Here is a 25,656-nt window from a genome sequence, read left to right as displayed (position 1 = left end):
TCAGCTCTCCCTTATATTTATTATATTTAGACTTAATCTAAATCTGTGTTCAAATCATACCATGCCACTATCATTAGATCATGAAGATCACATGAGGATTGCATGAAGATCCCATGAAGACCCTTCCGGCCTGCACGTATGAAAACTTGGCTGACCGCTGTTTCCCTTTAGGCCGCTCCCGCATACGTTATGGGTAGAAAGGAGCGTGTCATTCGCCGATGAAACCGAATACGCCTATGAAGCACAACCATCAGGAGCTGCCCTCCGCGCGTAAAATCCGCCGTTCTTGTGAGCGCGAGCTTTATCGCGCCCGCAAGAAGCTGGGCCAATGGATCCCTCAAAATCTGGTGGAGCAGGCTGAGGAAATTTACTATAAGAAGGTTGTTTTGAGTCTTCTATATATTCACGAGAACGGTAGCAACCGCCGATTGCTGTGCGACTGGTGGGATGAGCATGTATGCCCGGAGATTGCGGAGCTTTGGGGAGTGCCGGCGGAGAAGCTGGCCAGGGCCTTTCGCGATTCCTTCGGAGGATAATAGCTCAACGCCAAAAAGCCAGCGGCTTCGAATCCTCGAAATCGCTGGCTTATCGTTTGATTAGGGATTGGTATTAGTCCAATTTCACATTGCTGCCTGTCGCTTGGGATTCAAACGCAGCCAAAATGACCTGCAGCGACTTCAAGCCTTCTTCGCCGGATACGAGCGGTGTTGTTCCGGCAAGAATATGGCCGACGAACGCATCTACGACACCGCTGTGCGTTTGCTTCTCGTTCGTTGCCATGGCACCGACCTGATAGCGCTCCACGTTCCCGTTACGCAGCTCGACAATCACATTGTCCTTCGGATCGGTATCGATCTTGATGACTCCGTTCTCGCACCAAATGATCGTACTGTTGTCGCCGCCTTTGTAGTAGGTCCAGCTGGCCGTCAGCGTACCGATCGCTCCGCTTCTCATACGAAGGATACAGGTTGCGTTATCGTCCACGTCTGTACCCTCCTTGTGGATCGTCCCGACAAATGCGCCTACTTCCGACACCTCATCACTCAGCAGATGACGAATCAGATCCGCCTTGTGCACACCCAGATCGCCCATGGCGCCCATCGCCGCTTCCGGCTTACGGAAGAACCAGCTGCCTCGGCCGTCGACACTCCAGCCCTCCGGCCCAGGATGGCCGAAGGCGGTACGGAATGTCAGCACCTTACCGAGCCGGCCGGAATCCAGGATCTCTTTCGCCTTCACATGAGGAGGCATATAACGCTGGTTGTGTCCTACCATAAGCAGCACGCCATTCTCCCGTGCGGCCTCGATCATGGCTTGCCCTTCCTCCGCTGTGGCAGCCATAGGCTTCTCTACGAGTACATGAGCGCCAACCTTCGCAGCGGCAATCGCTACCGGGGCATGCAGCGCGTTCGGTGTACATACGCTTACTGCATCCACTTGCACTTCCTTCAGCAGCTGCTTGTAGTCAGCGTAAGCTTTGGCGCCATGCTTCTCGGCATATTTCTCAGCCCGTTCGATCACCGGGTCGGCGAAGGCAACCAATTCTACATGCTCGTTCTGTTCATACTCCACAATATGACGGCGCTGAGCAATCGCTCCGCAGCCGATAACGGCAACGCGTAATTTTTTGGACATGTTCGACTGACACTCCTTTTAGAAATAAATAAAAATTAAACCTGCACCAGGTAGTTGTTCTTAAGCCAATTCATGCTGGTCGCTACGCTCTCGAGCGGCGGATTCTGACAGCGGTCCTGCTCCACAATGATCCACTCCGCGCCGGCTTTGTCGGAGGCGGCAATAATGTCGACCAGCGGCAGCTCGCCGTGCCCCAGCTCTACGGTAACCATCTCGCCCTGTTCACCCTTTCGGTAATCCTTCAGGTGAACCAGCGGCAGACGTCCTGCATACTTGGCGATGTAAGCCAGCGTATCCTGACCTGCGAACTGTACCCAGCCCGTATCCATTTCCACCTGCACCGACTCCGGCGAAGTGGCTGAATAGAGCGCGTCAAATACAAATTCGCCGTCTACCTTCTGCTCGAATTCAAAGGCATGATTGTGGTATCCGAAAATCAAGCCCTCCTTCTGGCAAGCCGCTCCCGCTTCCTTGAACAGCTCGAACAGCGCCTTCCAGGCCTCCGTGGTTTGGTACTCCGCAATCGGCAGCCATGGACAGATGAAGTACTTTGCACCGATGGTTTTTAGGTAAGCGATTTCACCCTGCAGATTATCCCGGATCGCCGCTATGCCGATATGGCTTCCGATCGCCTTCAGGTTCAGCTCCTGCAGCAAATCGCGGACCTCTTCAGCCGTCATGCCGCCGTAGCCTGCGAATTCCACTCCCTCGTAGCCGAGCTCCGCTACCTTGCGAAGGGTTCCTGCAAAGTCCTTGGCCGTTTCTTCACGTAAAGTATACATTTGCAGCCCGATACCCATTTTTCTCATGCCGCTCACGCTCCATTGATTTGATTGTCTCTACCCAGCCGCAAGTGACCTCGCGGGATTAATTCCATTATAAAAAGACATGCCGTATAATGGGTATCAACGATGTGCCTAAGACATGAACTATTTGGCTATTATTATCGCGAAACGGAGGGGCCGCTCATGCTGGCTGAAGTATTGACGTGCGGGTATTCTTATCACGCGCAGCCCTTTTTCATCGATCAGCGCGACGGCTTAGTCAATTATCTGTTCCGATTGCAGACTGAGGGCTCCTGCCAAGCCTATGTCGATGGGAAGATGACCACGCTGAAGCCAGGAGATCTTCTTCTGTACAAACCCGGGGATGCCTACGCGTTGTCCATAAAAGAGCATGTTAATGAACTAGGCCAGAATGTCATTGCCAGCGCCGATTATTATGTGGTTGCAGCCGGTTTGTGGCTCGATGAATGGTGGGGAAGAAACCGCAAGCAGCAGTGCGTGCGGATCAATCCGGATGAGAAGCTGATCTCACTCTGGAGACATATCATTCTGGAGAAGCGAAGATTTAAAGAGGACAATAGGGAGCTGCTGCAGCTGTTATTTCAAGCCTTGTGCCTAAGCATCGATCAGGCCATTAAGGATACCGCCTTGCCGCAGGGACGTTCCTTCACCGCACTTCGAATGAAGGCATTTATTGAAGAAAACGCCGTTTCCCCGTTCAAGGTGCAGGATGTGGCGCGGCACGCGGGACTCAGCGTGTCGCGCGCCGTTCACCTGTTCAAGGAATGCTACGGTAAAACCATGATTGAATATACGATGGAGCTGCGGCTTCTGACCGCTATTGAGCGGATGAAGTACAGCTTCATGACCCTCGAGCAGATCGCCGAAACCTCCGGCTTCGGAAGCTATACGTATTTTCATCGCGTATTTCGAGAGCGCTACGGGATGTCGCCCTCCGATTACCGGAGGCAGGCGGCGATGAGCGGCAGCGGCCTTATGCCGGGTGCACCTTCTCCGTAAAATCCGAGCCGCTGCCGGATGGGAAAAGGCGGCTTCTTACCGATGGCTATGTTGAACGGTTCTTTGAAGAAAGGAATTCATCAGCAGCGGCAGTGATATCAAGATAGGGGGATCTTCCGGGTGCGGAGGGTGCAGCATTGCTTCCAGGTGCGGCGGATAGGGATGCGAGCCGATAACGATAGGCTTCTTCGAGCGCGTCCGCAAGGTAGCTTGAGGAAGAAGCACGTCCTTGGCCCGCATTCCCCAGGCTACAGAAGTGGCCATTAAATAGTACGTGCCCGGCTTTACACCGGGGATGCTGAAGTCTCCCAAGGACGAGATCAGCGTCCCGTACAAAGGCATCCCTTCCGGGATCGGTCTGGCAAATAATCCGATCAGTATTACCCCTTCGAAGGGCACCTCCGCCTGAATCGTTCCCCGAACGGTAGCATACTGCGGAACTGCCGCACTCACGGTTCGCCAATCCGCCAGCCTCTTCAAGGCTTGCAGGTGGTGGTCCGCGTGCAGCTGCTGAGTCCGAAATTCCGCCGGCGTCACTCCTACCCGCTCGGTAAACCTTGTCGTAAAGGTGCCGAGACTTTGCTGTCCAATCTCAAGCCCGATGTCGCGAATGCTGTAATTGGTATTCAGCAGCAGCTCCTTAGCACGCTGAAGCCGGAGCGAGGATACATAGTAGAGGGGCGGGAGCCCCATTCTTTCCTTAAAGATCCGGGCAAAATGGTACGGGCTGTAAGCCACATGAGCGGCCAACCGATTCAACGGAAGCGGCTCATCCAAATGCTTCCCTATGTAGGTGATGATCTCATCTATTTCTGCATACCGGGCTGTACCCATTCCTGTACCTTCCCTTCCTAGCGCCAAGAAGATAGAACATATGTTCCAGTATAGCATACCACATATTCCCTATTGCCCGAAACCGAAAATTTATTAAGAATTCGTCAAGCCATAGCAGCGATATCGCGAGACTCGTAAATTCTTGTTCCCTCTATGTTATTGTTTGCAGCCGCAGCCATAGCAGCCGCGACCTGCTCCGCCCGAATCGGCTTGTACCTTTCCAATGGTCCTGAGAACAGAAACGGAAGCTTGTCCGCTGCTTTCATCGCCGCCTGCTCCCCCGCCCGCTTCTCCTGCCGGTCCCCGAGCAGCAGCGACGGACGGAAGATGCATAGCTTAGGCAGACCCAGCTTGCCCAACTCCTCCTCTACCTTCCCTTTTACCCGGTTGTAGTAAAACAGCGAACCCCTCTTTGCGCCCATCGCCGTCACGATCAGCATCTGCTCGGCTCCATAGCGTTTGGCCAATCGCCCGAGCGTCATGGGGTACTCGTAGTCCACAAGCTCGAAAAGCTCCTTCGAGCCTGCTTGCTTCATCGTCGTCCCAAGGGTACAGAACAAGGAAGCGCCTTCCACTAGCTCCCCTGCCAAGCCCTCCAGCCGATCATAATCCACCACCAATTGTTCCAGCTTCGGATGCTCGAGGTTCATCCTTCTTCTGACGAGCACCGTAACCTTGGCATATTCCTCCTGATTCAATAGAATGCGAACCAGCTCTCGTCCTACTAAACCGGTAGCCCCTGCAACCAGCGCTTTTTTCATAAACCTCGCATCCCTTCTTGATGGGTTTGGGAAAACTAGCCTGCTCGGAATCCCGTTCCTATCCGTAGCTCGATCAAACTATATTCTGAATTTCATAACTAGAAAGCCCTTGTGGATTAAGGTTATTCGGCATACAAAAGCAGGAGTACCTCCCCACAACCATTACACGAGAAAGGAGTACTCCCATGTATGGTATTCAACAAGAAGTTTGCCGAATTGTTTAAGCTACGAACGGCCTATTGACGTGTCATTTCTATCTGAAATTATACTTTGGCATGGGCAAAAAACGGGCTTTTGCCGATCTTGAACTAAATGTACAAATAGAAATTGTTTACTTGTGGCAGATAGATGGCGTTACCAGGGCGTCTGGCGCTTAACACGGCCCGGTAATGCTCCCTGTAACGTTATGAAATCACCTGATATGAACGAAACCGTCAAGTGCTCAGCACGTACCCTTGATTTGGAGTGCTCTAAAGTAAGCCTGTCAAATGCCTTTTTTGACAGGCGGTTCACTCTGCCCATACTTTTTTACTTCGGTCTGGCTGATCAAGCCAGACCCTGCCCTACGGCGAGTAACGGGGTGCAGGGGGCGTGCTCCCTGCTGTCTTTCTTTAATTTGAGCTTGTGGTTCGAATGAGTTTCATTCCTTGGCACGAGGGCAAAATGGTTCTTTGCGCCGGTTGGCAACCTGATATTCGTGGGTTATCACAAGTGAATTGTATACGACCAGAGAGCTTACCTGCTAAACTTACGACGCGCATGAAGCCGCACTACCTGAAAGATTGACTTTGCGCAGGTGATTTCCGCGGATTATTACTCTCTGCCTTGCTTTAGTACTTTGCCCTCGAGCCAAAGAATGTAACGTAACGCATTGCCTAACTCACTAAGCCGGAATCACTTCCTTTTTCATTCAATCATACCCTTATTTTTTATGCTGTGATGCTGTTTTTTTGCTTATCTACTTCCTTGGCTATGGCCCATATGAAACCTATAAGCTCTCGGGCTACTGCGGCGATGATGGTTCCTTTGTGCTTTCCTTTGAAAAGGAGCTTCTTGTATTTGTGGTGTAATCGCTTTTGTGCTTTCCAGGAGATATTGACAATTTCCGAACTCAGTCCTTTTTGCCTATCTCGCAGCGTTTTCCGTATGGCAGGTGAGCTCCGATAGCTCCAGGCGGCTTCAACCAATACCCTACGTATATGGGCATTTCCAGCTTTCGTTATCCCACCTTGCCAACGACTCCCCCCGCTAGAACGTTCTGATGGCACCAGCCCCACATAACTCATGAGCTGCTGAGGGGATGCGAATCTTCCTGCAATGTGGCCAAGTTCCGAAGCTACAGTAACGGCTGTAATTAGGGCAACGCCATGGAGCCCCTGCAATGCTTGGATCATGGTCGCTTGGCATCCTTCACTCGTTTGCTTCTCCATCTCCGCTTCATATCTTCGGATCCGGTTCGTAGCTTCTTGGATGCTGTTTCGGTATTCTTGGAATACCATATCCTCACAACACCGAGAAAACCGTAAAGTATCTAACCAATTTTCATATGGCTGAGTCCACACTCGAACGCCCTTGGGCGGGTGGATCTGATGGCGAAGCAGAAACTTGGTTAAACGCTGTTTATGCCGATTCCTGTCTTGTACGGCATCTTCCCTGGCCCGAACCAAATCTCGCAAGGCTTCATCCTCGGGACGTGGTACATAGATCTCTGTCAATTCATTTGCTCTCCAGAGCTGCGCTAGACGTACAGCATCTCTCTTATCTGTTTTTATTCGAGTATTCCCCTCTAAGTCTGTTGGTGCGATGACGCTGCATTCCACATACATCTCCAAAAGCCATCGATACAAGACGAACCCCGTAGGGCCAGCCTCATAGCATATACTTAACTTTACGTCATCATCTTTCATTAACTGATTAACTAGTTTACGAACAGCCTCCTTCGTATGCGAGATGACACCATGGAACCTGACGGGTTCATTTCTATTTTCGGGGGCGATGGCTACAGCTATTTTTTCTTTGGATACGTCTAGACCAACATATTTTATGGTTATACTCATTACTAAACCGACTCCTTTTGTTTGTAGCTCTGTTTTGGATTATTTGATTGATTACTCAATTCAATTGATTTCCAAAATCAACCTACGTAATGCAAAATGGTAGTCGGTTTCGTTCATTTTAACTTACTGTACCAAATATGTGTTCATCTGCCACTGTAAGATGAAAAAATCGCGTTACAATGCGTCTTGTACTTAACACTGGACCTCTGTCAAGAAAGTAGACACAGAAACTATGAAACCTGGTGTTGTTCATAGTACCTCTTCTCGCACTGATGCGGGGTGAGATAACCAATCGTCGAGTGGATGCGGATCCGGTTGTAGTCGAACTCAATGTACCGGTAAATTGCATCATACGCCTGTTTTCGGGTGTGAAACTTTGTTTGGTACACGAGCTCTTTCTTCATTACGCTGTGGAAGGACTCGATACATGCATTGTCGTAGCAGTTGCCCTTACGACTCATGCTGCCAATCATCTCCTGCTTCGTCAGCCGCTCGCGGTATTCGTTTGAGGCATACTGTGAGCCTCGATCAGAATGGTGAATTAGACCTGGAGGAGGCTTTTGCCGTTCACAAGCCTGGTCAAACGCTTCCAACACTAGTTCTTTGGTCATTCGCTCCCCAAGCGCCCAACCGACGATTTTGCGAGAGTACAGGTCCATCACGCTCGCTAGGTAAACCCAGCCCTTAGATGTCCCAATGTACGTAATATCTGTTACCCATACCTTGTTCGGTGCAAGTACGGTAAAGCCGCGGTTTAACACATTGTCATACACCGGTTGATTATGTTTCGAGTTGGTGGTTGCTTTGTATTTCTTCACTGTGCAAGAGCGCAGCCCCATCTCTTTCATCAGGCGAGCCACTGTTTTCGTCGAGATGGTATCGCCTTCTTCACGCAATTTGGCTGCAATCTTATCACTGCCGTAACGACGCTTGTAGGCATAGAAATGATGCTGGATTCGCTTCATCCGTTTCTTGCGAAGCTTTTCCTGTTCGCTTGGCTTTCGGTTCAGCCACTTGTAGTAACCGCTTCGGGAAACGCCCATCACAGAGCACATCTTCTCAACACGAAACTGGAAGCGGAATTTACGGATAAACGCGTAAATCAGTCTCGGTTTTTCGTGAAGAAGTGCATCGCCTTTTTTAGAATCTCGTTCTCCTCTTGAAGTTCTCGATTCATCTCTTCGAGCTTTTTGAGTCGTTCGTAATCGACAAACAGTTGCGACTTTTCACCCGTGTTGGTAAACTGCTTTCTCCACGCTCGAATGCTGCTTACAGGGATATCCAATTCTTTGGACACTTCGGCTGGGGTTTTCCCACTCTCTTGCATATGTTTTACGGTTTGACGCTTGAACTCTTCATCAAAATGCTGACGAATATCTCCCATGACACACCTCGACCTTTTAGTTTATTTTATTGTACCAGGTCGCTGATAGAGTGTGTCTACTTTCTAGTCTAGCTCCACACGGCCCGGTAACGCTCCTTGTAACGTTATGAAATCATCTTACTGTAGCAAATATGTGTTCATCTGCCACCGTAAGATGAAAAAATCACGTTACAGGGCATCAGGAGGTTATATCATCATCTTAATGGGCAGATTTTGTGCGATTGAATTCAAGTCATTATAAAATTGACTTCAACAGCATCATCACATCCCTTGCCCAACACCTGACGGTCTTCTCACAGCTACAAAAAACCTTGAAGCCGCCGGCGTAAGGCCGAGACTTCAAGGTTGTGTCAATTACATCAAACGGCCCGCTGGCCCGTTCGGATCCAAGATGTCCTTCACCTGCCCGAACGGAATCTCGAAGGTGGGGAAGCCGTACACATACGGCGTGTATTCGTACAGCTGAAAATAAATGCCGATGGCCCGATCGGTTAAGAAGTAAGGCTGATCGGGACGGATGGATTTGAACTCCGCCAGCATCGGAATGTCCCTCTCCTTAAACTCCCGCCGGATGATCTCATTTATGCGCTTCACCCAATCGCTGCCGGGCAGGAACATATCGCCCAGCTTGTATTCCCTGCCGTCGTCCAGACCGAAGGTCTGAGAGCTCTTGTAGGTCATTCCGTGAGCCGCACCCTTGCTGTAGCCGTAATTCTCATAAACGAAGCTGGCCAGTCCGTTCTTGTGCAGCTTCGTCTCGTAGGTTCCCGTAATCGTCATCTCGGGATTATTCACATACCCCTGTGTCCGAATCAGATCGTACACCGCATCCAGAATGGAATGATTGATCATCTGCTCTGCAAAACGGCTTCTCAGCCCATGTACCTGGGGATATTTGACCTCCAGCCTGGGCTTTACCAGCTTCCGCGTGACGATCCGTTCCATTCGTATCCTCGTATCCAGCACCATATCCATTCCCACTCCCTAGGCTCTTACCTAATCGCTAAAGCATTGTATGCAGGAGGGGAACAGGGTGTTCCTGTCATTGCAGAAAAAAGCTCCTATTTGGCAGCGGGTTGAAACAACTCCAGACGTTCCCCGTCCGGTCCGAAGAAAAAGGCGAGCTTGGCGCCGTCCAGAATGGTTTGAGGCGTTTCATGAATCATCTGTACCCCGTGGCTCTTCAATCGTGCAATCTCGTCTTCGATGTCGCTTACCGTGAAGGCGATATGATGCACCTTGCCGCTGTCCGACAGCCCGTCCGAGCCGCGGCCGATCAGCTCGATCTCCACATTGTCCGATCCCGGAAACGACAGAAAGCCGAGCTCCGCCCCGTCCTCCAGCGCTGCCCGCTTCACCAGCCGAAGCCCCAGCACCTCCGTATAAAAACGGATCGATGCGTCCATATCATTTACACGCACACCCACATGCTCCAGCTTATGAATCATGCTTTAGCCACACCCTTCTTCGTCAGATTAGTATTTTCCACTTATTCCCGAAGAATAGCACGGAAGCTCCCGGATTGCAATGAAAACGCATACTTCCTAGTCCTTACAAGACATACCATTTGTCCGATTCGACATTATTTGCTATACTGATCTACTGGTTTTCATGTCCGGGCCTTAACAAATATAGAAGCTTACTTTACTGCCGAGGAGACTTACACATTATGGAACTGCCCTCATTCGATATGCTCCTGTTTCTGATCGCCGCAGGCTTCGTTGCCGCATTCATCGACTCCGTCGTGGGAGGTGGCGGCCTCATTTCGCTTCCTGCCCTGCTGCTCACGGGACTGCCTCCCGGCATGGTGCTCGGGACCAACAAGCTGGGCGGCACCTTATCGTCGCTGACCAGCACGGCGTCCTTCCTTTTCTCCGGTAAAATCAAAGGCAAGCTGGTGCTCGCGCTCTTCCCTTTGTCCTTTGCCGGGTCGGCACTCGGAACGTACTCCGTTCACCTGGTACCTTCGACCTTTCTAAAGCCGCTGGTCGTTACGATGCTGATCGTTGTGCTGATCTACACACTGCTTAAGAAAAGCTGGAGCGGCTCCGCCGTACAAGCTCCGCTGACAGCAGGGCGTACGATCGGAGCCGCGGTCTGTGCTCTCGTATTAGGCTTCTATGACGGATTCTTCGGGCCTGGAACCGGCTCTTTCCTGCTGTTCCTGTTCCTGCTGCTCGGCTTCGATTTCGTCGGTGCCTCCGCCAATGCGAAGGTGCTGAATTTTGCCAGCAATATCGCAAGCCTGGTTTCCTTTTTCCTGTTGAAATCCGTTCATATCGGGTACGGGCTTCCCATGGGCGTCGCGATGATCTTCGGCGCGCTTGTCGGGTCCCAGTTCGCCATCCGTCAAGGCTCCCGCTATGTAAAGCCGCTTTTCCTCTTCGTCACTACGCTCTTGATCGGCAAGCAGCTCTGGGATTTGATGCACTAACGGGCGGATTGCAGGAACATTTGCTCGAATTCCTGCATAGGCACCGGCCGGCTGATAAAATAGCCCTGGTAGCCGTCACAGCCCATGGCGTTCAAACGCTCCAGCTGCTGCCGTGTCTCCACTCCCTCTGCAATCACCTTTCGCTTCATCCCATGCGACATGGCGATGATCGCCTGCACTACGGCGGCGTCCTCCTCGACATTCGTCATGTTGCGGACGAAGGATTGGTCGATTTTGATGGCGTACAGCGGAAACAGCTTCAGCAGGGACAAAGAGGAGTAACCCGTCCCGAAATCATCGATGGAAAACCGGATGCCGTGCTCAATCAGCTCCTCCAGCACCGCCTTGGTGGCGCCGGCGTCATGGATGGCCGTGCTTTCCGTAATCTCCAGGCAGAGATAAGAAGGGTCAAGACCCGTATCCTCTAAGACCTTCTTCACCGTTGCGGCAAAATCCCGCTGCTGGAACTGCTTGCCCGATATATTGACGGATACGCTGAGCGGCTCAAAGCCGCGGTCCATCCACTGCTTCGTCTGGCGGCACGACTCCTCAAGAATCCACTGGCCGATCGGAACGATCAGACCGCTCTCCTCGGCAATCGGGATGAATTCCGCCGGGGATATCGGACCATGCTCCTTCGATTCCCAACGGATCAGAGCCTCCATACCGAACAGCCGTCCCGTAGCAATATCCTGCTGCGGCTGGAAAAATACACGAAACTCCTGCCGCTCCAGCGCCCTTCGCATACTGCTCTCCAGCTGAAGCTTCCGGCTGACCTTCAAGGTCATCTCCTGATGAAATACCTCTGCGGTGTTTCGGCCCTTTTCCTTCGCATAATACATCGCCATGTCCGCATTTTTGATCAACAGATCGGTGTTGTCGGCATCCTGCGGATAAAAGCTGATTCCCATGCTTGCGGATATGTAAAACTCCTGCTTTTCCAAAACAAAAGGCTTTCTTAGCTCGGTTAACAGCTTGTCCGCCAGCGGAAAGACATCCTCCGGCCTGCTCACATCCGGAAGCAGGAGCGCAAATTCATCGCTGCTCAGTCTCGCCACGGTATCCATGGGACGAATATGCTTCTGCAAAATATGGGCTGCATGAAGAAGCACCTGATCGCCTGCCTGATGCCCCAGACTGTCGTTAATCATTTTGAACCGATCCAGGTCAATAAGGACGACGGCAAGCCCCGTCTCGTACAAGTTCGCTTGAATCAGCGCAAAGGACAACCGCTCGTGGAACATCATCCGATTGGGCAGCCCGGTCAGGATGTCGTGGTAGATAAGATTGTCCGCCTTCGCTTCCGCCTTTTTATGCTCCGTAATGTCCCGAATTACAGTAAAGCCGTGAATCATTCTGCCCTGGTCGTCACGTACGACGCGGGTGTATACCAGGCTGTCCATGACCTCGCCGGACTTAGTAGTCCATTGAATCTCCACATTATCGAGGACACTCGTCTCTCTAAGCTTCGGAATGTGAACCTCCAGCAAGTAGGCCCTTGAGGCCGGCTCCATGAACTCATAAGAGCGCTTGCCTATAACTTCCTCGCGGGTATAGCCCGTGCGGGAAAGCCAGAAGGGATTCACATCGTGAATGAGACCGCCTGCGTCAAGCATGTGAGCCATGACCGGCATATTGTGAAAAATGAGCCGATACTTCTCATCCGACTCCAGCCGTGCCAGCTCCTGCCGCTTCCGTTCCTCGATGTTCCATGCGATGCCGTGAAGGTAATGAACCGACCTTGTGCGGTCCCCCTGGGCTTGTCCCAGCAGCTCCATCCACTGCCACCCGTCTTCGGCATGATGGCGAATGCGCACCTCAAGCCGCATAGGACCCCCGTTGTCCATATGCTGTTCAATGGTGCTGTTCAGCAGCACCAGATCATTGGGGTGAACGTAACGGGAGACAACGTCCGAAGACTCGCCTCCCGCTTCAAGCCCTTGTGAATGGTACTGCAGGGTGAGCCGCATTGACGACAGCTCTAATTGCCAGGTTGCATCGCTGCCGGGCAAAGCTATCTGGTTTCCGCCGGACAGAAACAGGCCCTTCGGCTGTATTCCACCATTGCGATGCCGCTGCATAAAGTATAAAAGCGCTATTCCGGCGAGGAAAATGGCTATGAAGACATAGGTTGAAAGTCCCGGATACATAATTCACCTTCTTGAACACCTGTAGTTGTACCTACATATTTCGACAATAATTTGCAAATTCCTCCTCTAGTCCCAATCTATTATGAAAGAAGCCGCAAGGCTGTCATTCGGTATTTGTTTTACCTGATTACTGCGCCACTCCTCTTGCGGATCCGTTACGGTATGAGGGTCCTCCACGGCCCTCGCATCCTCCCACTCACATTCCACACCGAGTCCCTGCGCATCCCCTGCGTACATGATACAGCTGCTGCAAAATCGTTCTTTCTGCGCATCATCGAGATCAACTACCCGGTTGCGCAAACAGCAGTACACGCGGCCCTGCTGATCGGCTAGGTTCACATGTCGTATGTTTCGCATGCTCATCGCCCCTTTCTTAGCGTGTCGAGGACAAATGTAATATTCATTATATATGCGTGTCTTCGTCGGTATGTGAGGAAATTGTCTCGGCTTGGACGAATGCGATCATACTCACGGGGTTCAGGTTCATGGGGCGAATTCGCGGGTAGTTTTATTGCAGTGGGATCAACCGGAGAAAGGCGGTGGGTGGGATGACATGGGGTATAAAATGAAACGGCCGCCTCAGGGCGGAAGCCGGCCGGGACCAGCTCCGGCGAGGCGGATTTCCCGCCTTGCTCGGCTCACGGGCCCCGGCCCTGGCTTGTGGTGCTACGCTCCGCCCTCCGCCTTGGCGAACTGCGTCCGATACAGCCTCGCATAGAGGCCGTCCGCGGCCAGCAGCTCCTCGTGGCGGCCGGACTCGGCGATCCGGCCTTCCTCCAGCACGACGATCCGGTCGGCCGACAGGATCGTCGACAGGCGGTGCGCGATAACGAGCGTCGTCCGTCCGCGCATGAGGCCGTCGAGTGCTGCCTGCACGTACGACTCCGACTCCGAATCGAGATGGCTTGTCGCTTCATCCAGAATGAGGATGCGCGGATTCTTCAGGATCGCCCGGGCGATGGCAAGCCGCTGGCGCTCTCCCCCGGACATCCTGTGCCCCCGCTCCCCTACCATGGTGTCATACCCCTGGGGGAGAGCGGCAACCGTGTCGTGGATATAGGCAAGCTTGCATGCTTCTTCCAGCTCCGCATCGGAGGCATCCGGACGGGCAAACCGTAAATTGTCCCCGACGCTGGCATGAAACAGGAACGATTCCTGCGTGACAAAGGCGATCTGTGCACGAAGCGATGCCAGCGTCACCTCCTTCACGTTGTAACCGTCGACCAATACGGCCCCGGACGTCGGATCATACAGCCGCGCCAGCAGGCCGATGAGCGTTGATTTGCCGGCTCCGCTCGGACCGACCAGAGCGACGACCTCGCCCGGCCTGGCCTCGAAGCTGACATCCTTCAGCGCTTCGTGTCCTGAAGCATAGGCGAACCCGACGCCGCGGTATTGCACATGCCCTTTCACCGGCGGCAGTACCGCGGCATGCGGCGCGTCCGACACCTCCGGCTCCAAGTCCTCGTACTCGAACAAGCGCTGGAACACACCAAGGGCAGTGGCCACCTCCACATGAAGGTTAAGCAGCGTCCCGATCGGTCCATAGAGCCGCCCAAGGTAAGCGGAGAAGGCAACAATGCCGCCGATCGTCAACGCTCCGTCCATCACCTTCCAGCCGCCGTACAAATAGATCAAGGCCGTTCCCAGAGGACCAAGTACGTTCACAAACATCCCGAACCAGCGCCCGACCAGGTTGAGACGCAGCTCCAAATCCATCACCTGCTGGTTCAGTCTTGTGAATTCCTTCTGCTGCTCCGGCTCCCGCTGAAAAATTCGCGTCAGCAGCGCGCCCGACACCCCGAAGATTTCGCCCAGCTGGGCGGACATGGTGCCCCGGATCCGCTGCGTTTCCCCGCGCAGTCTCTTGCGCACCTCGCCCACCTTGTGAACCGGCAAAATAAATAACGGCAGGATGAGCGTAGACAATACCGCCAGCTGCCAATCAAGGGCGAACAGGATGACCACGGTTGTAACCACGATCACCGCCTGCGTCACGGCGGATACGACCAATGTGGTGACGACATTTTGCACCGCCTGTACATCGCCTGTCAGGCGCTGAATGATCTCGCCCGACTTCGCCTCCGTGAAGAAGCTCATGGACTGCCGCTGCAGATTGGCAAACAGCGACTGCCGCAGGTCTCTCATGACTCCCTGTCCGACCTTCGTATTCTCGTGGTTTTGCCATACGCCGAGCAATCCGCTCGCGAGCGGCAGCACGACCATCAGCCCAACCAGCCACAGCAGCTCCTGCATATTCCCCTCGGGAAGCGAGCTGTCGATAATTTCGCGCATCACAAGCGGGGGCAGCAGTCCGATGACCGCCCCGCTGAGCGCAAGCAGCAGAATACCTGCCAGAGGCAGGCGGTAGCCCCGAAACAGCCGGTAAATCCGGCGAAGCGATACATCCTTCAGCGTAGCCTTCCCACGGCCTTGCAGCCGATGAGAGCCCCCGCTCCAGCCTTCTCTCATACGTCTTGTCCCCCTACCGGAAATACCTTCTGTACGGCCGAGACGATCTCGCGGGACATCCTCATCACCCGGTACAAGGAGGTGCTTTGCAGGATGGCATACTTTTGCCCTGTATCCACATTCACAATCGCAGCAATGGAGTAATCCCCCAAAGGCGGGAGCAGCTTCCCGAGCGACTTGCCCGGCTCAATCGGCTGGTTCGAAACCTGATAGCTCTCAAGCGATGCCTGCTGCCCCAAGCAAGCGTCAATTGCAATTACCGTGTAATCCTGCAGGGGCACCTGCTTGATCCGCTCCACCATATTGCTCGCATCCAGCGGCGAAGCCAGTGTGCCTACTACATGACGGTACCCCGCTTCTTCCAGCAGCGTGCCGACGATCGGCCCGAGCGCATCGCCCGTGGACCGATCCGTTCCGATGCAAAGAAACAGCAGCCCGTCGGCCCCTGTACCTTGGGCGGCAATCGATTCCAAAAAGTGATGCAGCTCCTCCCCCCGCAGTCTTCTCCGAAACAAAGGCTGTGCCGAAGACTCCTTCATTCTCGCTGCCCCTTCCGTAATCTAATCCTATGTATCCATCTATTGTAACATGATCGTACCCGGCATCAAGACGGGCGTTTGGTAACGTCAAGAGCCTCATGATATAATGCGGTCAATCAAGCCTTGAGAAAGGAGCCCGCAACCGTCATGAGCACCTTCCTGTCGATTCTTGCCATTGTATCGCTTCTCTACTGGCTGGCCATGGCATGGGACACCCTCCGGGCCCGCCGTTACATTATTACTATGCCGAAGCAAGCGTCGGCGTCCGGGCTTCCCACACCTCTCGTCTCCGTCATTATCGCCGCCAAGGAGGAGGAATCCTCCATCACCGATACGGTCAAGCATTTGATAAGCCAAACGTACCCGAGACTTGAAATCATCGCCGTCAATGACCGCTCGCAGGATGCGACGGGCACCAGGCTGGACGAGCTCCGGCGCTGGTCCGAAGGCAAGAGCGGACTTGGCATCCCGCTGCGGGTCATTCACATTACGAAGCTGCCGGACGGCTGGCTCGGCAAAAACCATGCTCTATACCAGGGCTATTTGGAATCGCGGGGCAATCTTCTGCTGTTTACCGATGCGGATATTCTCTTCGAGCCGCATGCCGTTGAGGATGCCGTGCGCTTCCTGCAGCAGGAGCATGCCGACCATCTGGCGCTGCTTCCCCGGATGATAGCCAAAAGCCTGCAGCTAAGGGCGTTCGTGCAATACTTTTTCTTCTCGTTCCATATGGGCATTCGGCCCTGGCAGGCAAACAACGACTTTACCGATCGAGGCGGCATGGGCATCGGCGCCTTCAATATGATTACGCGGGAGGCCTATGAGAAGATCGGCACGCACCGCGCCATCGCCCTTCGGCCGGACGACGATCTGCAGCTGGGCCGGCTCGTAAAGCGGTACCGGCTGCGCCAGCGGCTCGCCGCGGCGACGGAGCATCTGGCCGTCGAGTGGTATCCGCATCTGCATGCGGCGGTCCGGGGCCTCGAGAAAAATTTGTTCTCCGGCTTCGGCTACCGCACCTGGCTGGCTGTGGCTGCCCTGCTCGGCCAGCTTGCCTTCTTCACGGCACCTTGGCTTGGCTTGCTGCTGCTCCCTCAGCCCGCCGGATGGTTGTATTTGGCCAGCATCGCCCTAATGGCTGTCTGCTATCTGACTCTTATGCCTTCGACCTCCGACTTCCGGGTATGGGAGCTGATCGCCATTCCGGCAACATCGCTCTTCTTCTGCTATGTCTTGGCCCGTTCGGTCTATCTAACACTGCGCCAGGGCGGCATTTATTGGCGCGGCACCTTTTACTCTCTCAAGGAATTAAAGCGCATGCGGGGATCATCTTCATAAAACATTAACACTGTTGGAAAGCGCCCTGTTGTACAATGGACTTAGCAATACCAAAGTTCCATTGCAAGTCCCATAAATCCCCTGTCAAGGACACGTTCAGCGTGTCCTCTTTTTTATCCGCGGGCTTCGTCCAAGCCCTCCTTTCCCATCGTCCGGTTGCGGCCTTGCTTCTTGGCTTCGTAGAGCGCTTCGTCCGCCTGCTGGTACAGCTCTTTGAAGGTGCTGCTGGCCCGCTTCGTTCCGGCGATTCCGATGCTCACGGTAATACGGATCGGCTCCAGCAGCCCTTCCGGCCGGATCGCCTGTCCTTCAACCGCCTTTCTGATATTCTCCGCAACCGGATATGCGCTTTCCGGCTCATAACCCGGCAGCACCACAGCGAACTCTTCTCCCCCCATACGCCCTACCAGCCCCTTGTCCTTCGCCTCCCGCTTAAGCACAAGGGCAAACTGCTCCAGCACCTGATCTCCAACGTGATGCCCATAGGTATCGTTGATGCTTTTAAAGTAATCGATATCCAAAAGCATTAGCGCCAAAGACGCCGTTTCGGGCTCCATGTCCGCCAGAGCTTTCTCCGTCATTTCCATAACGTGCTGCCGATTATATACCTGCGTAAGTCCGTCCATTGTCGCCCGCTTCAGCAGATCAGACTCATAGTGATGACGATCCGTAATGTCCGCAAAAAGCAGGAGGGCGCCCGCGCTGATTCCTTCCTCCGTTATGGGCAGCAGGCTTACCGAATAATGGCGCTGCCGGATTTGAAGCCGAATCGCCGCCTGCTCCCCTAGTTTATATAAGCTCAGCAATTCAGGATAGTTCGACAAGCTCTCCTCCAGCTTCTCTCCGTGGACCCGGTTCAGCCCCCCCTCTGCCAGCTCCCTCCATATGCGGAGTCCCGCAGGGTTAACATCCGCGATCAACCCATGCGGATCGACCACCAAGATGCCGTCCTGGATCACCTCGAACACCTTCTCTTTGGCAAGAGGCCGGACCCGCAGCAATTTATATTGAAACAAGGCGTAGAAGAGCAAAATGCCCATTGGAATCGTAGAAAGAGATACACTTATCTGCACATCGCTGATATAAGATAGCAGTGTGAACACATATGGGAACAAGAGGGCGACCATCACCAGCAAGTGCTGGTTCCGGTAAAATCGCGATACCTTACGCAAATGAAGAAGCATTACCGCTAGGGTCAATAAGCCGATGATCCGCGCGGTCACCAGAAAGAAAATACTCAAATTCGTAGATTGTACGCGAATCCGCTCGGTTTGGCCGAAAGGCTCCAGCGTAACGTTCACCCGCATCAGATGGTGATAGGAATCCGTAAAAATAAGAATCAAATAAACGACGGCTGGGATCGTAATCAGCTTGAGGAGCGTGTCCCTTTTGGTTCGTTTCATTCCTGTCAGGTCGAGAACTAAACCGAGACAAGCAATCGGAGAGAGAAGGAGCGGAATCTGCTGCAAATTGCGCCAAAACAGCTTCGTCTCGAAGGGGGCCGACATCAGCTCCATGATGCTGGCGAAGGCGTTGAAGGCAAGCAGAAGCGTCATCCCTACGAAATACGCTCCCCCGGGACGCTTCCGGTACCGCAAAGCATAGAGCCCCAGCAGTGCGAACACAATGAAGTTAATCAGCGTTGAATAAGGAAATGAATACTGCAGCACGCATCTCACCACCCCAGGTAATATTTTACATAAAAAAAGCACAGGCTCCGACATCCGTCATGGCTGTCGGCTACTGTGCTTATGCGTACCTTACCGCATTTGCTTCGGCTGCTCGGTACCGAGCGACACCATTTCGATGCTCTGCATCGAATTTTCCATTTGCTGCTTGATTTGCACCAGCTCCTGCAAGCCTTCGTTATCCTGCGCCTCGATCTGACTGTGCGCCTGCTCCAGGTTGCGCTTCGCCGTCTCCAGCTGGGCAATCGCGGATTGCAGCTGCTGCGGGTTCGAGTCCAGCTGTGCGTGGCGTACTGCCATTTCTGCATCCGTAGCGACCTGAATCGCTTTCTCCGCATTATCGATTACGTGCCGTAAAGGCATTTGATGCTGTTTCACGTCTGTCATCTTCGGCATCTCCCTTATCTTCTCATGGAATGGATTTCAAAGGTTAAGATGCGCGAAACAGGGGAATTTCATTCCCCGTTATGCCCTAACGCGCACATAATCAACGAACTCGTAATCGTAGGGATTGTCTTCATTCTTCACGCCCTTCTCGCGCAGGACGGCCTTCCATTCGGCCGGGTCGACCTCCGGAAACCAGGTGTCTGCGGGGAAACGGTGCGCTATCTCCGTAACGTACATTTTATCCGCATGCGGCATGAGCAAAGCGAATACCTCCGTACCGCCAATGACGAACAGCTCCTCTTCTTCCAAGCCGCCATAACGCGACACTACCTCGTCGATGGAGTGAATGACCTCGCAGCCTTCGGCCTGAAACGTCGTATCGCGGGTCAGTACCACATTGCGCCGCTTCGGCAGAGGCTTGCGGCCGATAGAGTCAAAGGTTTTGCGGCCCATCAGGATCGTGTGCTGCAGCGTCAGCTTCTTGAACCGGGCCAAATCGGCAGGCAGGCGCCAAGGCAGCTTATTGTCCACCCCAATCCCGCGGTTCTCATCCATAGCGAATATATAGGAAATCATTGTCCGAATCCGTCCTCTCAGCTCTGCCACTGCCTAAATCGCAATCGGCGCCTTAATGCCTTTATGATACTGATATCCGACGAACTCAAAGTCCTCGAATTGATAGTCGAAAATGGATTCCGGCTTCCGCTTGATCTCGAGCTTCGGAAGCGGATACGGCTCACGGGTCAGCTGCCGGTTCACCTGCTCCAGGTGGTTGGAGTAAATATGAACGTCTCCCCCCGTCCAGATCAGGTCGCCGACCTCCAGATCGCACTGGTGCGCCACCATGTGTGTCAGCAGCGCATAAGAGGCCAGGTTGAACGGCAGCCCTAAGAACGTATCTACCGACCGCATCTGGAACATGCAGCTCAGCCTGCCGTTCGCCACATAGAATTGAAAAGCGTAATGACACGGCGGCAGCGCCATGCCGTCCACCTCCGCAGGGTTCCAGGCACTCACCAGATGTCTGCGGGAATCCGGATTGCTTCTGATCTGGCGAATCACGCTGTCGATCTGATCGACGGTCTGGCCGTTCGGCCCAAGCCAGGTGCGCCACTGCGCTCCGTACACTCTTCCGAGGTTCCCCTCTTCGTCGGCCCACTCATCCCAGATCGTAACATCGTTGTCCTGTAAATATTTAATATTCGTACTTCCGCTCAAAAACCATAACAGCTCATGAACGATCGATTTAATATGCAGTCTCTTGGTGGTCAGCAGCGGAAACCCTTCGGAAAGGTCGATTCGCAGCTGCCTGCCGAATACCGATACCGTACCGGTCCCGGTGCGGTCCCCTTTTTGCACGCCATGCTCTAAAATGTCCTTCAATAAATCCAAATATGCTTTCATGGGTCACCTCATGGTCGAAATTCTATCTCTACTCTTTCGACACCCTGCGCCAAAACTCCTGCCCGGATAGACTAGCTTACCTTCAGATAGGCCACAAGCCGCTGAGCTCTTCAAAAGAATAAAATGGGATTTCCATGCGCGGCTCACCTGTCCGGTCTTTTATTATCCAGTGACTCCCCTTCCAGTCTCCAAGTCTCTTAATAATGAGACTCAGCTCGCGTATGCAGTAGATGGCTGTATTGGGGTCGTTAATACCCAGAGAAATGGCACGGAGTCCGGTTTCAATGATCTTTTCCATAACATAAACCAAGTCCTGCTGATTCGTTCGGTCCAGTCCCAACGAGACGTTCTTGGTCAGTGCCGGCTCGAGTCCGGCGGAATCTTGGCTCCCCCAGACCTCAAACAACAACGAGCCCTTCTCGGCGTATTGCCCTACTTTCGGCGCCAATTTCAAATAAAGGCCCTCCTGCATGGCCAAATCAACCATTGGGCGGATTTGAACATAACGGACATAGCCTTCCTGCTTGGCATATATGCATAGCGGACTCTCGGCTCCGGCCTCGCGAGATTTCTCCAAGCTGCCAAGCTGCCGGATTTCTTGAATGATTTGGTCCGCATGGTCGGTAATTATGTGTATCAAATAATTGACTTGAATAAATTTGGATACAAAGTGAAAGAAGATCACAAAGAAAATCAAGCAAACCACAGCAAAAAAGACACCGATCGCAGCATCAGGCACCATGTCTTCTTTGGAGACCCGTTTCAAATTCAGCAGCGACGCTACTGAGTAGGTAAATCCGGCAAAGAGATTCCTTGCGCATGAGCCATAATTTTGCTCTTAATGAAATTCGGAAGCGTTCTCGGGGAGTACAGTACTGTGAAGCATAGGTGGAGAGCACAACCATCATTACGGAAAAGGTGATCGTTGTCATTGTCAGGAGCGACGTGGCATTCGCCGTCAAAACCGAGTCCGCCAGCTCCGCGCGGGTCAAGAAAACGGATGGGATCATCCGCTCCAGGTTTCCTTGCCCTGGTCGATCGAGACTATCAATAAGAAAAGCCAATAGTAAGGCGAACAAGATATACAATAAAGGGATGAGCCAAAACGAAACGTTTTTTTGGGGAAAAGGTAGGTTCATCGCGCTGCCTCCATGCGAATGTTTTCTATTGCCGATCGGGCATCGCCCCTGTCCGTTCGTCACCGCCGGGTATATCCAGCTTGGCATAACCATGAGGGACGAAATCCTTAATCAGCTCCTTCAGCATCCGCTCTTCCGAAGGGTCACAGCGCAGCAGGATGAGAATCTCGCTCCCTCCGCGGCTCTTCTTCCCGTGCTTCTTTGACTTTCGTTGAGCGATGGATGCCACCCCCAAAGTCCCCAGCGTCCCCCCGACCAGCCCAAATAATCCCCAAAGCACGGGTCCCAAATACAACACATACCCATAAATAACCCCGAGCAGCATCGCTGCCGTACCGATAGCCAAGGGGATATCCAGAATGTTACTGCCCCCTGTCGACGTAGCGGAAATTCGATTAACACGCCATTCCTCCTGGTTCAGAGGGAGTACCATTATATTTTGTCGAGTAACTCCTGCCTCCTCCATCCGATTCAACAAAAGCTCCACCTCAAAGGAATGGTGAAAGGTAGACACCAGATACATGACTTAAAACCCGCTCCTTACCTATGTTATATAGGCATTCGAAATTCCCGGTGCTGGTAGTTCTTGCGTAGAAACTCGGCCTGATTCATTCGATACAAATGGTTAAAATGCTTCGCACTATCATAGGATTCGTACATACCGTATACGTATAAGGAAGGCATGAACAGAAGCCATTCCGGGTTTAGCACCGACTTTGCTCCGGTGAAATCACCGATCATGGTCATATGAACCGCCTCCGGGAAATGGGAGTAATAACAGGTTAATACCCAAAAAACGATGATGAAGACACCCGAAATTAACCGCTGCAAGTAAATGTGGCCCAATCCCGGCATGAAGCTGGAATACAGCAGGGCAAGCCAAGGCTTGTAAACCCGGAGATAGTTGATGCCATGAGCTTTTATGACCATCGGAGGCTGCAAATCAAACTGATGACCGCACAGCTGGGCCAGCTTATTCATATCCAAGGTTTTCATGTAGCTGTCCCACAGGGTAAAAACATAAACAGCCACGTAGAGAATAATCCAGCTTTGGTGAAGCACCTGCTTGGCCAAGGTAAAATCGCCGATCATGGAATAATAAATCGCATAATTCAATTTGCCGTTGTAGTTGTTGAAAAATTCCCATACCACCAGCACGAAGCCCTGTCCGTATTTTCCCAGAATCATGTGGCCATAGCCCGGAATAGCTGCCGACCACCACATGACGACGAACGGATTGCGTACACTGAGATGATTCAGCGTAAATACGGAAAGATGCATTTTGGGGTAGCGGATCGGTTTCCCTTGCTGCTGCTCCACTTTTCTTCTCCTCCTTTGAGAAATGCGAAGACCCCTCGATGGTATTGTTTCTGCCGCCCCTTTTTTCTATACAAAGGTTTCCAGTTATTTTTTTGTGAAGGCGATTCCGCGATTTTGCTGACCGGAAAGTAAAGTAACCCCAGACGATCCCTACACTTACTGAAGTGTCGGGCATCTGGGGTTTATGTCATTTAAAAGGGCTCCGTCTGATCCGGGAGGTACCTGATCAGGTCCTCTTTCATAGGCGCCTTGTGCTCCCCTTCATGAGCAATCAGGGACAGCTCTTCTACCCAGCCAAAGGACCAGTGCCGCTTCGGCACATCCGGCCAATGCTGCACGACCTCTGCAGCGCCATCCTGCAGAGCGCCGCGGTAATAAATGAGGCTGAGCCACTTGGCGGCAACGTCCCGGTTTACCGGCAGCTCCAGAGCGGCAGCGTCGTCGTCCGAGCCCTCCATCAATCGCAGCGCTTTGGCCGTAGCTGCCGCTTCGCTCGCCCAATGCCCTTCCGCATCAAGGAAGCCTGGCAAAGGGAAAGCTTGCACACCGCGTACCTTTAAGATCAGGGCGACGAATTCCGCTCGGGAAATCGGCTGCTCGGGCCGAAAACGGCCTTCATTGCCGGTCATGTAGCCTGCTGCCGTAACCTTGCGGATATACTCCGCAGCCCAGTGATCAGCGGTAACGTCGCTGTAAGTCACGGTGGTCGATTCGCCCGTCAGATTCGAGAGGCGTGCGATGACGGCAGCCGTTTCGGCGCGGGTCAAGGAAGCGGCCGGGTGGAATCCCCCGTCGGGATACCCGTTAAATACCGGCTGGTGCAGCTCCGTGCCCAAGACCACGCGGACCGGGGGCAGCTCCATCCCAAGGTCGGCATCTACCCCGCCGGCACAGGCCATATCGAAGGAGCTGCCCTCCTTCGCATCGGCCTTCACTTTTAAGTTAAAGTGAAGGACATCCGCTCCTTTCGCCTTGATGTCCTTCAGATTCCACTGGAGAATCCGACTCGCGACATTCCAGTTTGCACCCGATGCCGCTTCCACCTCGAGACCCTCCGGCACCTTCACCTTGAGCCACGCCTTGGACATGCTTTGATTATCCACGTTGTGATATAAAATGTGATATCCGATCGTTCCGCCCTTGCCGACGGACTTTTGGTCAGCCATGCATTGCACATTCAGCTTGGCCCCCTGACCGGGCGCTGCGCTTGCTCCCCCCGGCATGAGAACTAGCAGCATGGCTGCACCTGCTATGAACTTGCTCAACCTGTTCCCTCTCATCGGATCAACCTCCTCTGGTTCGTTAGCCGCACGAAGCGTTTCCATGCATATCGTCCTTTGGCACTAGTGATTACCCGGTATGGGAATATATTGAAACAACCGGGACAAGCCTCTTGAAAAATAAAGAAGGTCCGTTATAATGAGGGCTATTATGCTAAGGAAGGCAGGCGTCAAAGATATGAAGTATAAAATGCTCGCAATTGATATTGACGATACCCTAATTAATGATGAAAAGCAGATTTTGCCCGGCACGAAGCAAGCGCTCGCGGAGGCAATCGCGAAGGGCGTCACCGTTACTTTGGCCACAGGGCGCATGTATGCATCGGCTAAGCAGCTGGCCGCGCAGCTAGGGCTGAATGTGCCGCTGATCACCTATCAGGGCTCGCTGGTCAAAAATCTCTTCGACGAGAAGGTTCTTTACGAACGGACTGTGCCTTTGGAAGCGGCTAGGTATATTTATGATTATTGCGAGCGGAACGGACTTCATCTGCAGGCCTATCATGACGATATATTGTATGTAAAGGAAGATAACCACAAGGCCCGGGACTATGCGGCATTATCTAAAATTCCTTATACCGTATACCCTAACTTCGAAGAATTGATCGGAAAGCCCTCTACCAAGCTGCTGATGATTGATGACCCGGCCAGATTGGATGAGGTCGCAGCCGAGCTTCGCGCCGCGCTGAACGGTCAAGTGCATATCACGAAGTCGAAGCCGCATTTTCTCGAGGTGGTTCATAGCGAGGGGACCAAAGGGCATGCGCTGGACTACCTGGCCGGCATGTTCGGCTACGATCTGTCCGAGGTTATCGCCATCGGGGACAGCTGGAACGACCGGGAAATGCTGGAGGTCGCCGGACTTGGCGTCGCCATGGGCAACGCCGTGGATTCCCTGAAGGAAATCGCCGATTACGTTACATTCAGCAATAACGACGAAGGCGTGAAGCATGTGGTGGAAAAGTTCGTACTTCAGACCGTATAAACGCTGTCGGCCATCGTAACTTTTACCCGCCTACTGCGTCAGATACC

The 25,656-nt window shown here is 53.1% G+C and carries 25 protein-coding genes and 1 pseudogene; 5 read left to right on the top strand and 21 right to left on the bottom strand.

Going from position 1 to position 25,656, the window contains the following annotated elements; all coding sequences use genetic code 11:
• Positions 1 to 218: 218 nt before the first annotated feature.
• The gene (locus tag RAC89_RS15540) at positions 219 to 536 is read left to right on the top strand and encodes a dehydrogenase (RefSeq protein WP_306614536.1); all 318 of its coding nucleotides are present in this window, start codon (positions 219 to 221) and stop codon (positions 534 to 536) included.
• 73 nt (positions 537 to 609) lie between these two features.
• Here RAC89_RS15540 and RAC89_RS15535 read toward each other — a convergent pair whose 3' ends face one another.
• Both RAC89_RS15535 and RAC89_RS15530 read right to left on the bottom strand, forming a co-directional pair.
• Positions 610 to 1,635, bottom strand: a complete 1,026-nt coding sequence (locus tag RAC89_RS15535; protein WP_306614534.1) for a Gfo/Idh/MocA family protein — start codon at positions 1,633 to 1,635, stop codon at positions 610 to 612.
• Between the two features lie 35 nt (positions 1,636 to 1,670).
• The gene (locus tag RAC89_RS15530; protein WP_284644172.1) at positions 1,671 to 2,444 is read right to left on the bottom strand and encodes a sugar phosphate isomerase/epimerase family protein; all 774 of its coding nucleotides are present in this window, start codon (positions 2,442 to 2,444) and stop codon (positions 1,671 to 1,673) included.
• A gap of 159 nt (positions 2,445 to 2,603) precedes the next feature.
• Between RAC89_RS15530 and RAC89_RS15525 the strand changes: the two genes are divergently transcribed.
• Positions 2,604 to 3,440, top strand: a complete 837-nt coding sequence (locus tag RAC89_RS15525; RefSeq protein WP_306614532.1) for an AraC family transcriptional regulator — start codon at positions 2,604 to 2,606, stop codon at positions 3,438 to 3,440.
• A gap of 36 nt (positions 3,441 to 3,476) precedes the next feature.
• Here the strand turns inward: RAC89_RS15525 and RAC89_RS15520 are convergent, their stop codons facing one another.
• From RAC89_RS15520 to RAC89_RS15490, 6 genes and pseudogenes are all read right to left on the bottom strand, one after another.
• On the bottom strand, positions 3,477 to 4,274 hold the full coding sequence (locus tag RAC89_RS15520; protein ID WP_306614530.1) for a helix-turn-helix domain-containing protein: 798 nt from the start codon (positions 4,272 to 4,274) through the stop codon (positions 3,477 to 3,479).
• A 104-nt stretch (positions 4,275 to 4,378) separates the two neighbouring features.
• Positions 4,379 to 5,035, bottom strand: a complete 657-nt coding sequence (locus RAC89_RS15515) for an NAD(P)H-binding protein (RefSeq protein WP_306614528.1) — start codon at positions 5,033 to 5,035, stop codon at positions 4,379 to 4,381.
• A gap of 929 nt (positions 5,036 to 5,964) precedes the next feature.
• Positions 5,965 to 7,092, bottom strand: coding sequence for an IS110 family RNA-guided transposase (locus RAC89_RS15510; protein ID WP_306612462.1), 1,128 nt, complete (start codon positions 7,090 to 7,092; stop codon positions 5,965 to 5,967).
• Positions 7,093 to 7,322: 230 nt separating this feature from the next.
• Positions 7,323 to 8,467: pseudogene (locus RAC89_RS15505) on the bottom strand (IS3 family transposase).
• Positions 8,468 to 8,830: 363 nt separating this feature from the next.
• Positions 8,831 to 9,451, bottom strand: coding sequence for a DUF3298 and DUF4163 domain-containing protein (locus tag RAC89_RS15495; RefSeq protein WP_306616104.1), 621 nt, complete (start codon positions 9,449 to 9,451; stop codon positions 8,831 to 8,833).
• An 86-nt stretch (positions 9,452 to 9,537) separates the two neighbouring features.
• Positions 9,538 to 9,924: a VOC family protein gene (locus RAC89_RS15490; RefSeq protein WP_284644162.1), complete on the bottom strand. Its 387-nt coding sequence runs from the start codon at positions 9,922 to 9,924 to the stop codon at positions 9,538 to 9,540.
• 221 nt (positions 9,925 to 10,145) lie between these two features.
• Between RAC89_RS15490 and RAC89_RS15485 the strand changes: the two genes are divergently transcribed.
• The gene (locus RAC89_RS15485; RefSeq protein WP_306614525.1) at positions 10,146 to 10,910 is read left to right on the top strand and encodes a sulfite exporter TauE/SafE family protein; all 765 of its coding nucleotides are present in this window, start codon (positions 10,146 to 10,148) and stop codon (positions 10,908 to 10,910) included.
• Here RAC89_RS15485 and RAC89_RS15480 read toward each other — a convergent pair.
• The 4 genes from RAC89_RS15480 to yyaC all read right to left on the bottom strand — a co-directional run bounded on the left by RAC89_RS15480 (position 10,907) and on the right by yyaC (position 16,071).
• Positions 10,907 to 12,991: a putative bifunctional diguanylate cyclase/phosphodiesterase gene (locus RAC89_RS15480; protein WP_306614523.1), complete on the bottom strand. Its 2,085-nt coding sequence runs from the start codon at positions 12,989 to 12,991 to the stop codon at positions 10,907 to 10,909. The genes RAC89_RS15485 and RAC89_RS15480 overlap by 4 nt on opposite strands.
• A 135-nt stretch (positions 12,992 to 13,126) precedes the next feature.
• Positions 13,127 to 13,417, bottom strand: a complete 291-nt coding sequence (locus RAC89_RS15475; protein WP_306614520.1) for a hypothetical protein — start codon at positions 13,415 to 13,417, stop codon at positions 13,127 to 13,129.
• A 309-nt stretch (positions 13,418 to 13,726) separates the two neighbouring features.
• Positions 13,727 to 15,532, bottom strand: a complete 1,806-nt coding sequence (locus RAC89_RS15470; RefSeq protein ID WP_306614519.1) for an ABC transporter ATP-binding protein — start codon at positions 15,530 to 15,532, stop codon at positions 13,727 to 13,729.
• Entirely contained in the window at positions 15,529 to 16,071 is a 543-nt protein-coding gene (gene yyaC, locus RAC89_RS15465) for a spore protease YyaC (protein ID WP_306614518.1), read from the bottom strand. Before yyaC ends, RAC89_RS15470 begins: the two co-directional genes overlap by 4 nt.
• Before the next feature lie 147 nt (positions 16,072 to 16,218).
• On the opposite strand from yyaC, the gene RAC89_RS15460 reads away from it, so the two are divergent.
• Positions 16,219 to 17,409: a glycosyltransferase family 2 protein gene (locus RAC89_RS15460; RefSeq protein ID WP_306614517.1), complete on the top strand. Its 1,191-nt coding sequence runs from the start codon at positions 16,219 to 16,221 to the stop codon at positions 17,407 to 17,409.
• Between the two features lie 113 nt (positions 17,410 to 17,522).
• Here the strand turns inward: RAC89_RS15460 and RAC89_RS15455 are convergent, their stop codons facing one another.
• The 9 genes from RAC89_RS15455 to RAC89_RS15415 form a co-directional block, all read right to left on the bottom strand.
• Positions 17,523 to 19,079, bottom strand: a complete 1,557-nt coding sequence (locus RAC89_RS15455; RefSeq protein WP_306614515.1) for a histidine kinase N-terminal 7TM domain-containing diguanylate cyclase — start codon at positions 19,077 to 19,079, stop codon at positions 17,523 to 17,525.
• Positions 19,080 to 19,169: 90 nt separating this feature from the next.
• Positions 19,170 to 19,484 carry a hypothetical protein gene (locus RAC89_RS15450; protein WP_306614514.1) on the bottom strand — a complete coding sequence of 105 codons (315 nt, stop codon included), beginning with the start codon at positions 19,482 to 19,484 and terminating at the stop codon, positions 19,170 to 19,172.
• A gap of 78 nt (positions 19,485 to 19,562) precedes the next feature.
• Positions 19,563 to 20,060: a dihydrofolate reductase gene (locus RAC89_RS15445; protein ID WP_306614513.1), complete on the bottom strand. Its 498-nt coding sequence runs from the start codon at positions 20,058 to 20,060 to the stop codon at positions 19,563 to 19,565.
• 33 nt (positions 20,061 to 20,093) lie between these two features.
• Positions 20,094 to 20,888, bottom strand: coding sequence for a thymidylate synthase (thyA, locus tag RAC89_RS15440; protein ID WP_306614512.1), 795 nt, complete (start codon positions 20,886 to 20,888; stop codon positions 20,094 to 20,096).
• 82 nt (positions 20,889 to 20,970) lie between these two features.
• The gene (locus RAC89_RS15435) at positions 20,971 to 21,654 is read right to left on the bottom strand and encodes a DUF2254 family protein (RefSeq protein ID WP_483874684.1); all 684 of its coding nucleotides are present in this window, start codon (positions 21,652 to 21,654) and stop codon (positions 20,971 to 20,973) included.
• Positions 21,620 to 22,027 (bottom strand): DUF2254 family protein, encoded by a 408-nt coding sequence (locus RAC89_RS15430; protein ID WP_306614509.1) that lies wholly within the window; start codon positions 22,025 to 22,027, stop codon positions 21,620 to 21,622. The genes RAC89_RS15435 and RAC89_RS15430 overlap by 35 nt, the downstream gene beginning before the upstream one ends.
• A 25-nt stretch (positions 22,028 to 22,052) precedes the next feature.
• Complete coding sequence (locus RAC89_RS15425; RefSeq protein ID WP_306614507.1) at positions 22,053 to 22,550, bottom strand: hypothetical protein; 498 nt, start codon at positions 22,548 to 22,550, stop codon at positions 22,053 to 22,055.
• Positions 22,551 to 22,576: 26 nt separating this feature from the next.
• Positions 22,577 to 23,347, bottom strand: coding sequence for a hypothetical protein (locus tag RAC89_RS15420; RefSeq protein ID WP_306614505.1), 771 nt, complete (start codon positions 23,345 to 23,347; stop codon positions 22,577 to 22,579).
• Positions 23,348 to 23,538: 191 nt separating this feature from the next.
• Positions 23,539 to 24,627: an S-layer homology domain-containing protein gene (locus RAC89_RS15415; protein WP_306614503.1), complete on the bottom strand. Its 1,089-nt coding sequence runs from the start codon at positions 24,625 to 24,627 to the stop codon at positions 23,539 to 23,541.
• Positions 24,628 to 24,766: 139 nt separating this feature from the next.
• Between RAC89_RS15415 and RAC89_RS15410 the strand changes: the two genes are divergently transcribed.
• A complete protein-coding gene (locus RAC89_RS15410; protein WP_306614502.1) occupies positions 24,767 to 25,609 on the top strand; it encodes a Cof-type HAD-IIB family hydrolase in 843 nt (280 codons plus the stop codon).
• The last annotated feature ends 47 nt before the right edge of the window (positions 25,610 to 25,656 follow it).

Source organism: Paenibacillus sp. GD4, assembly GCF_030846225.1.
GTDB lineage: Bacteria > Bacillota > Bacilli > Paenibacillales > NBRC-103111 > Paenibacillus_G > Paenibacillus_G silviterrae.
The sequence above is the reverse complement of the archived record's forward strand: the minus strand, read 5'-3'. Positions and strand labels throughout refer to the sequence as shown.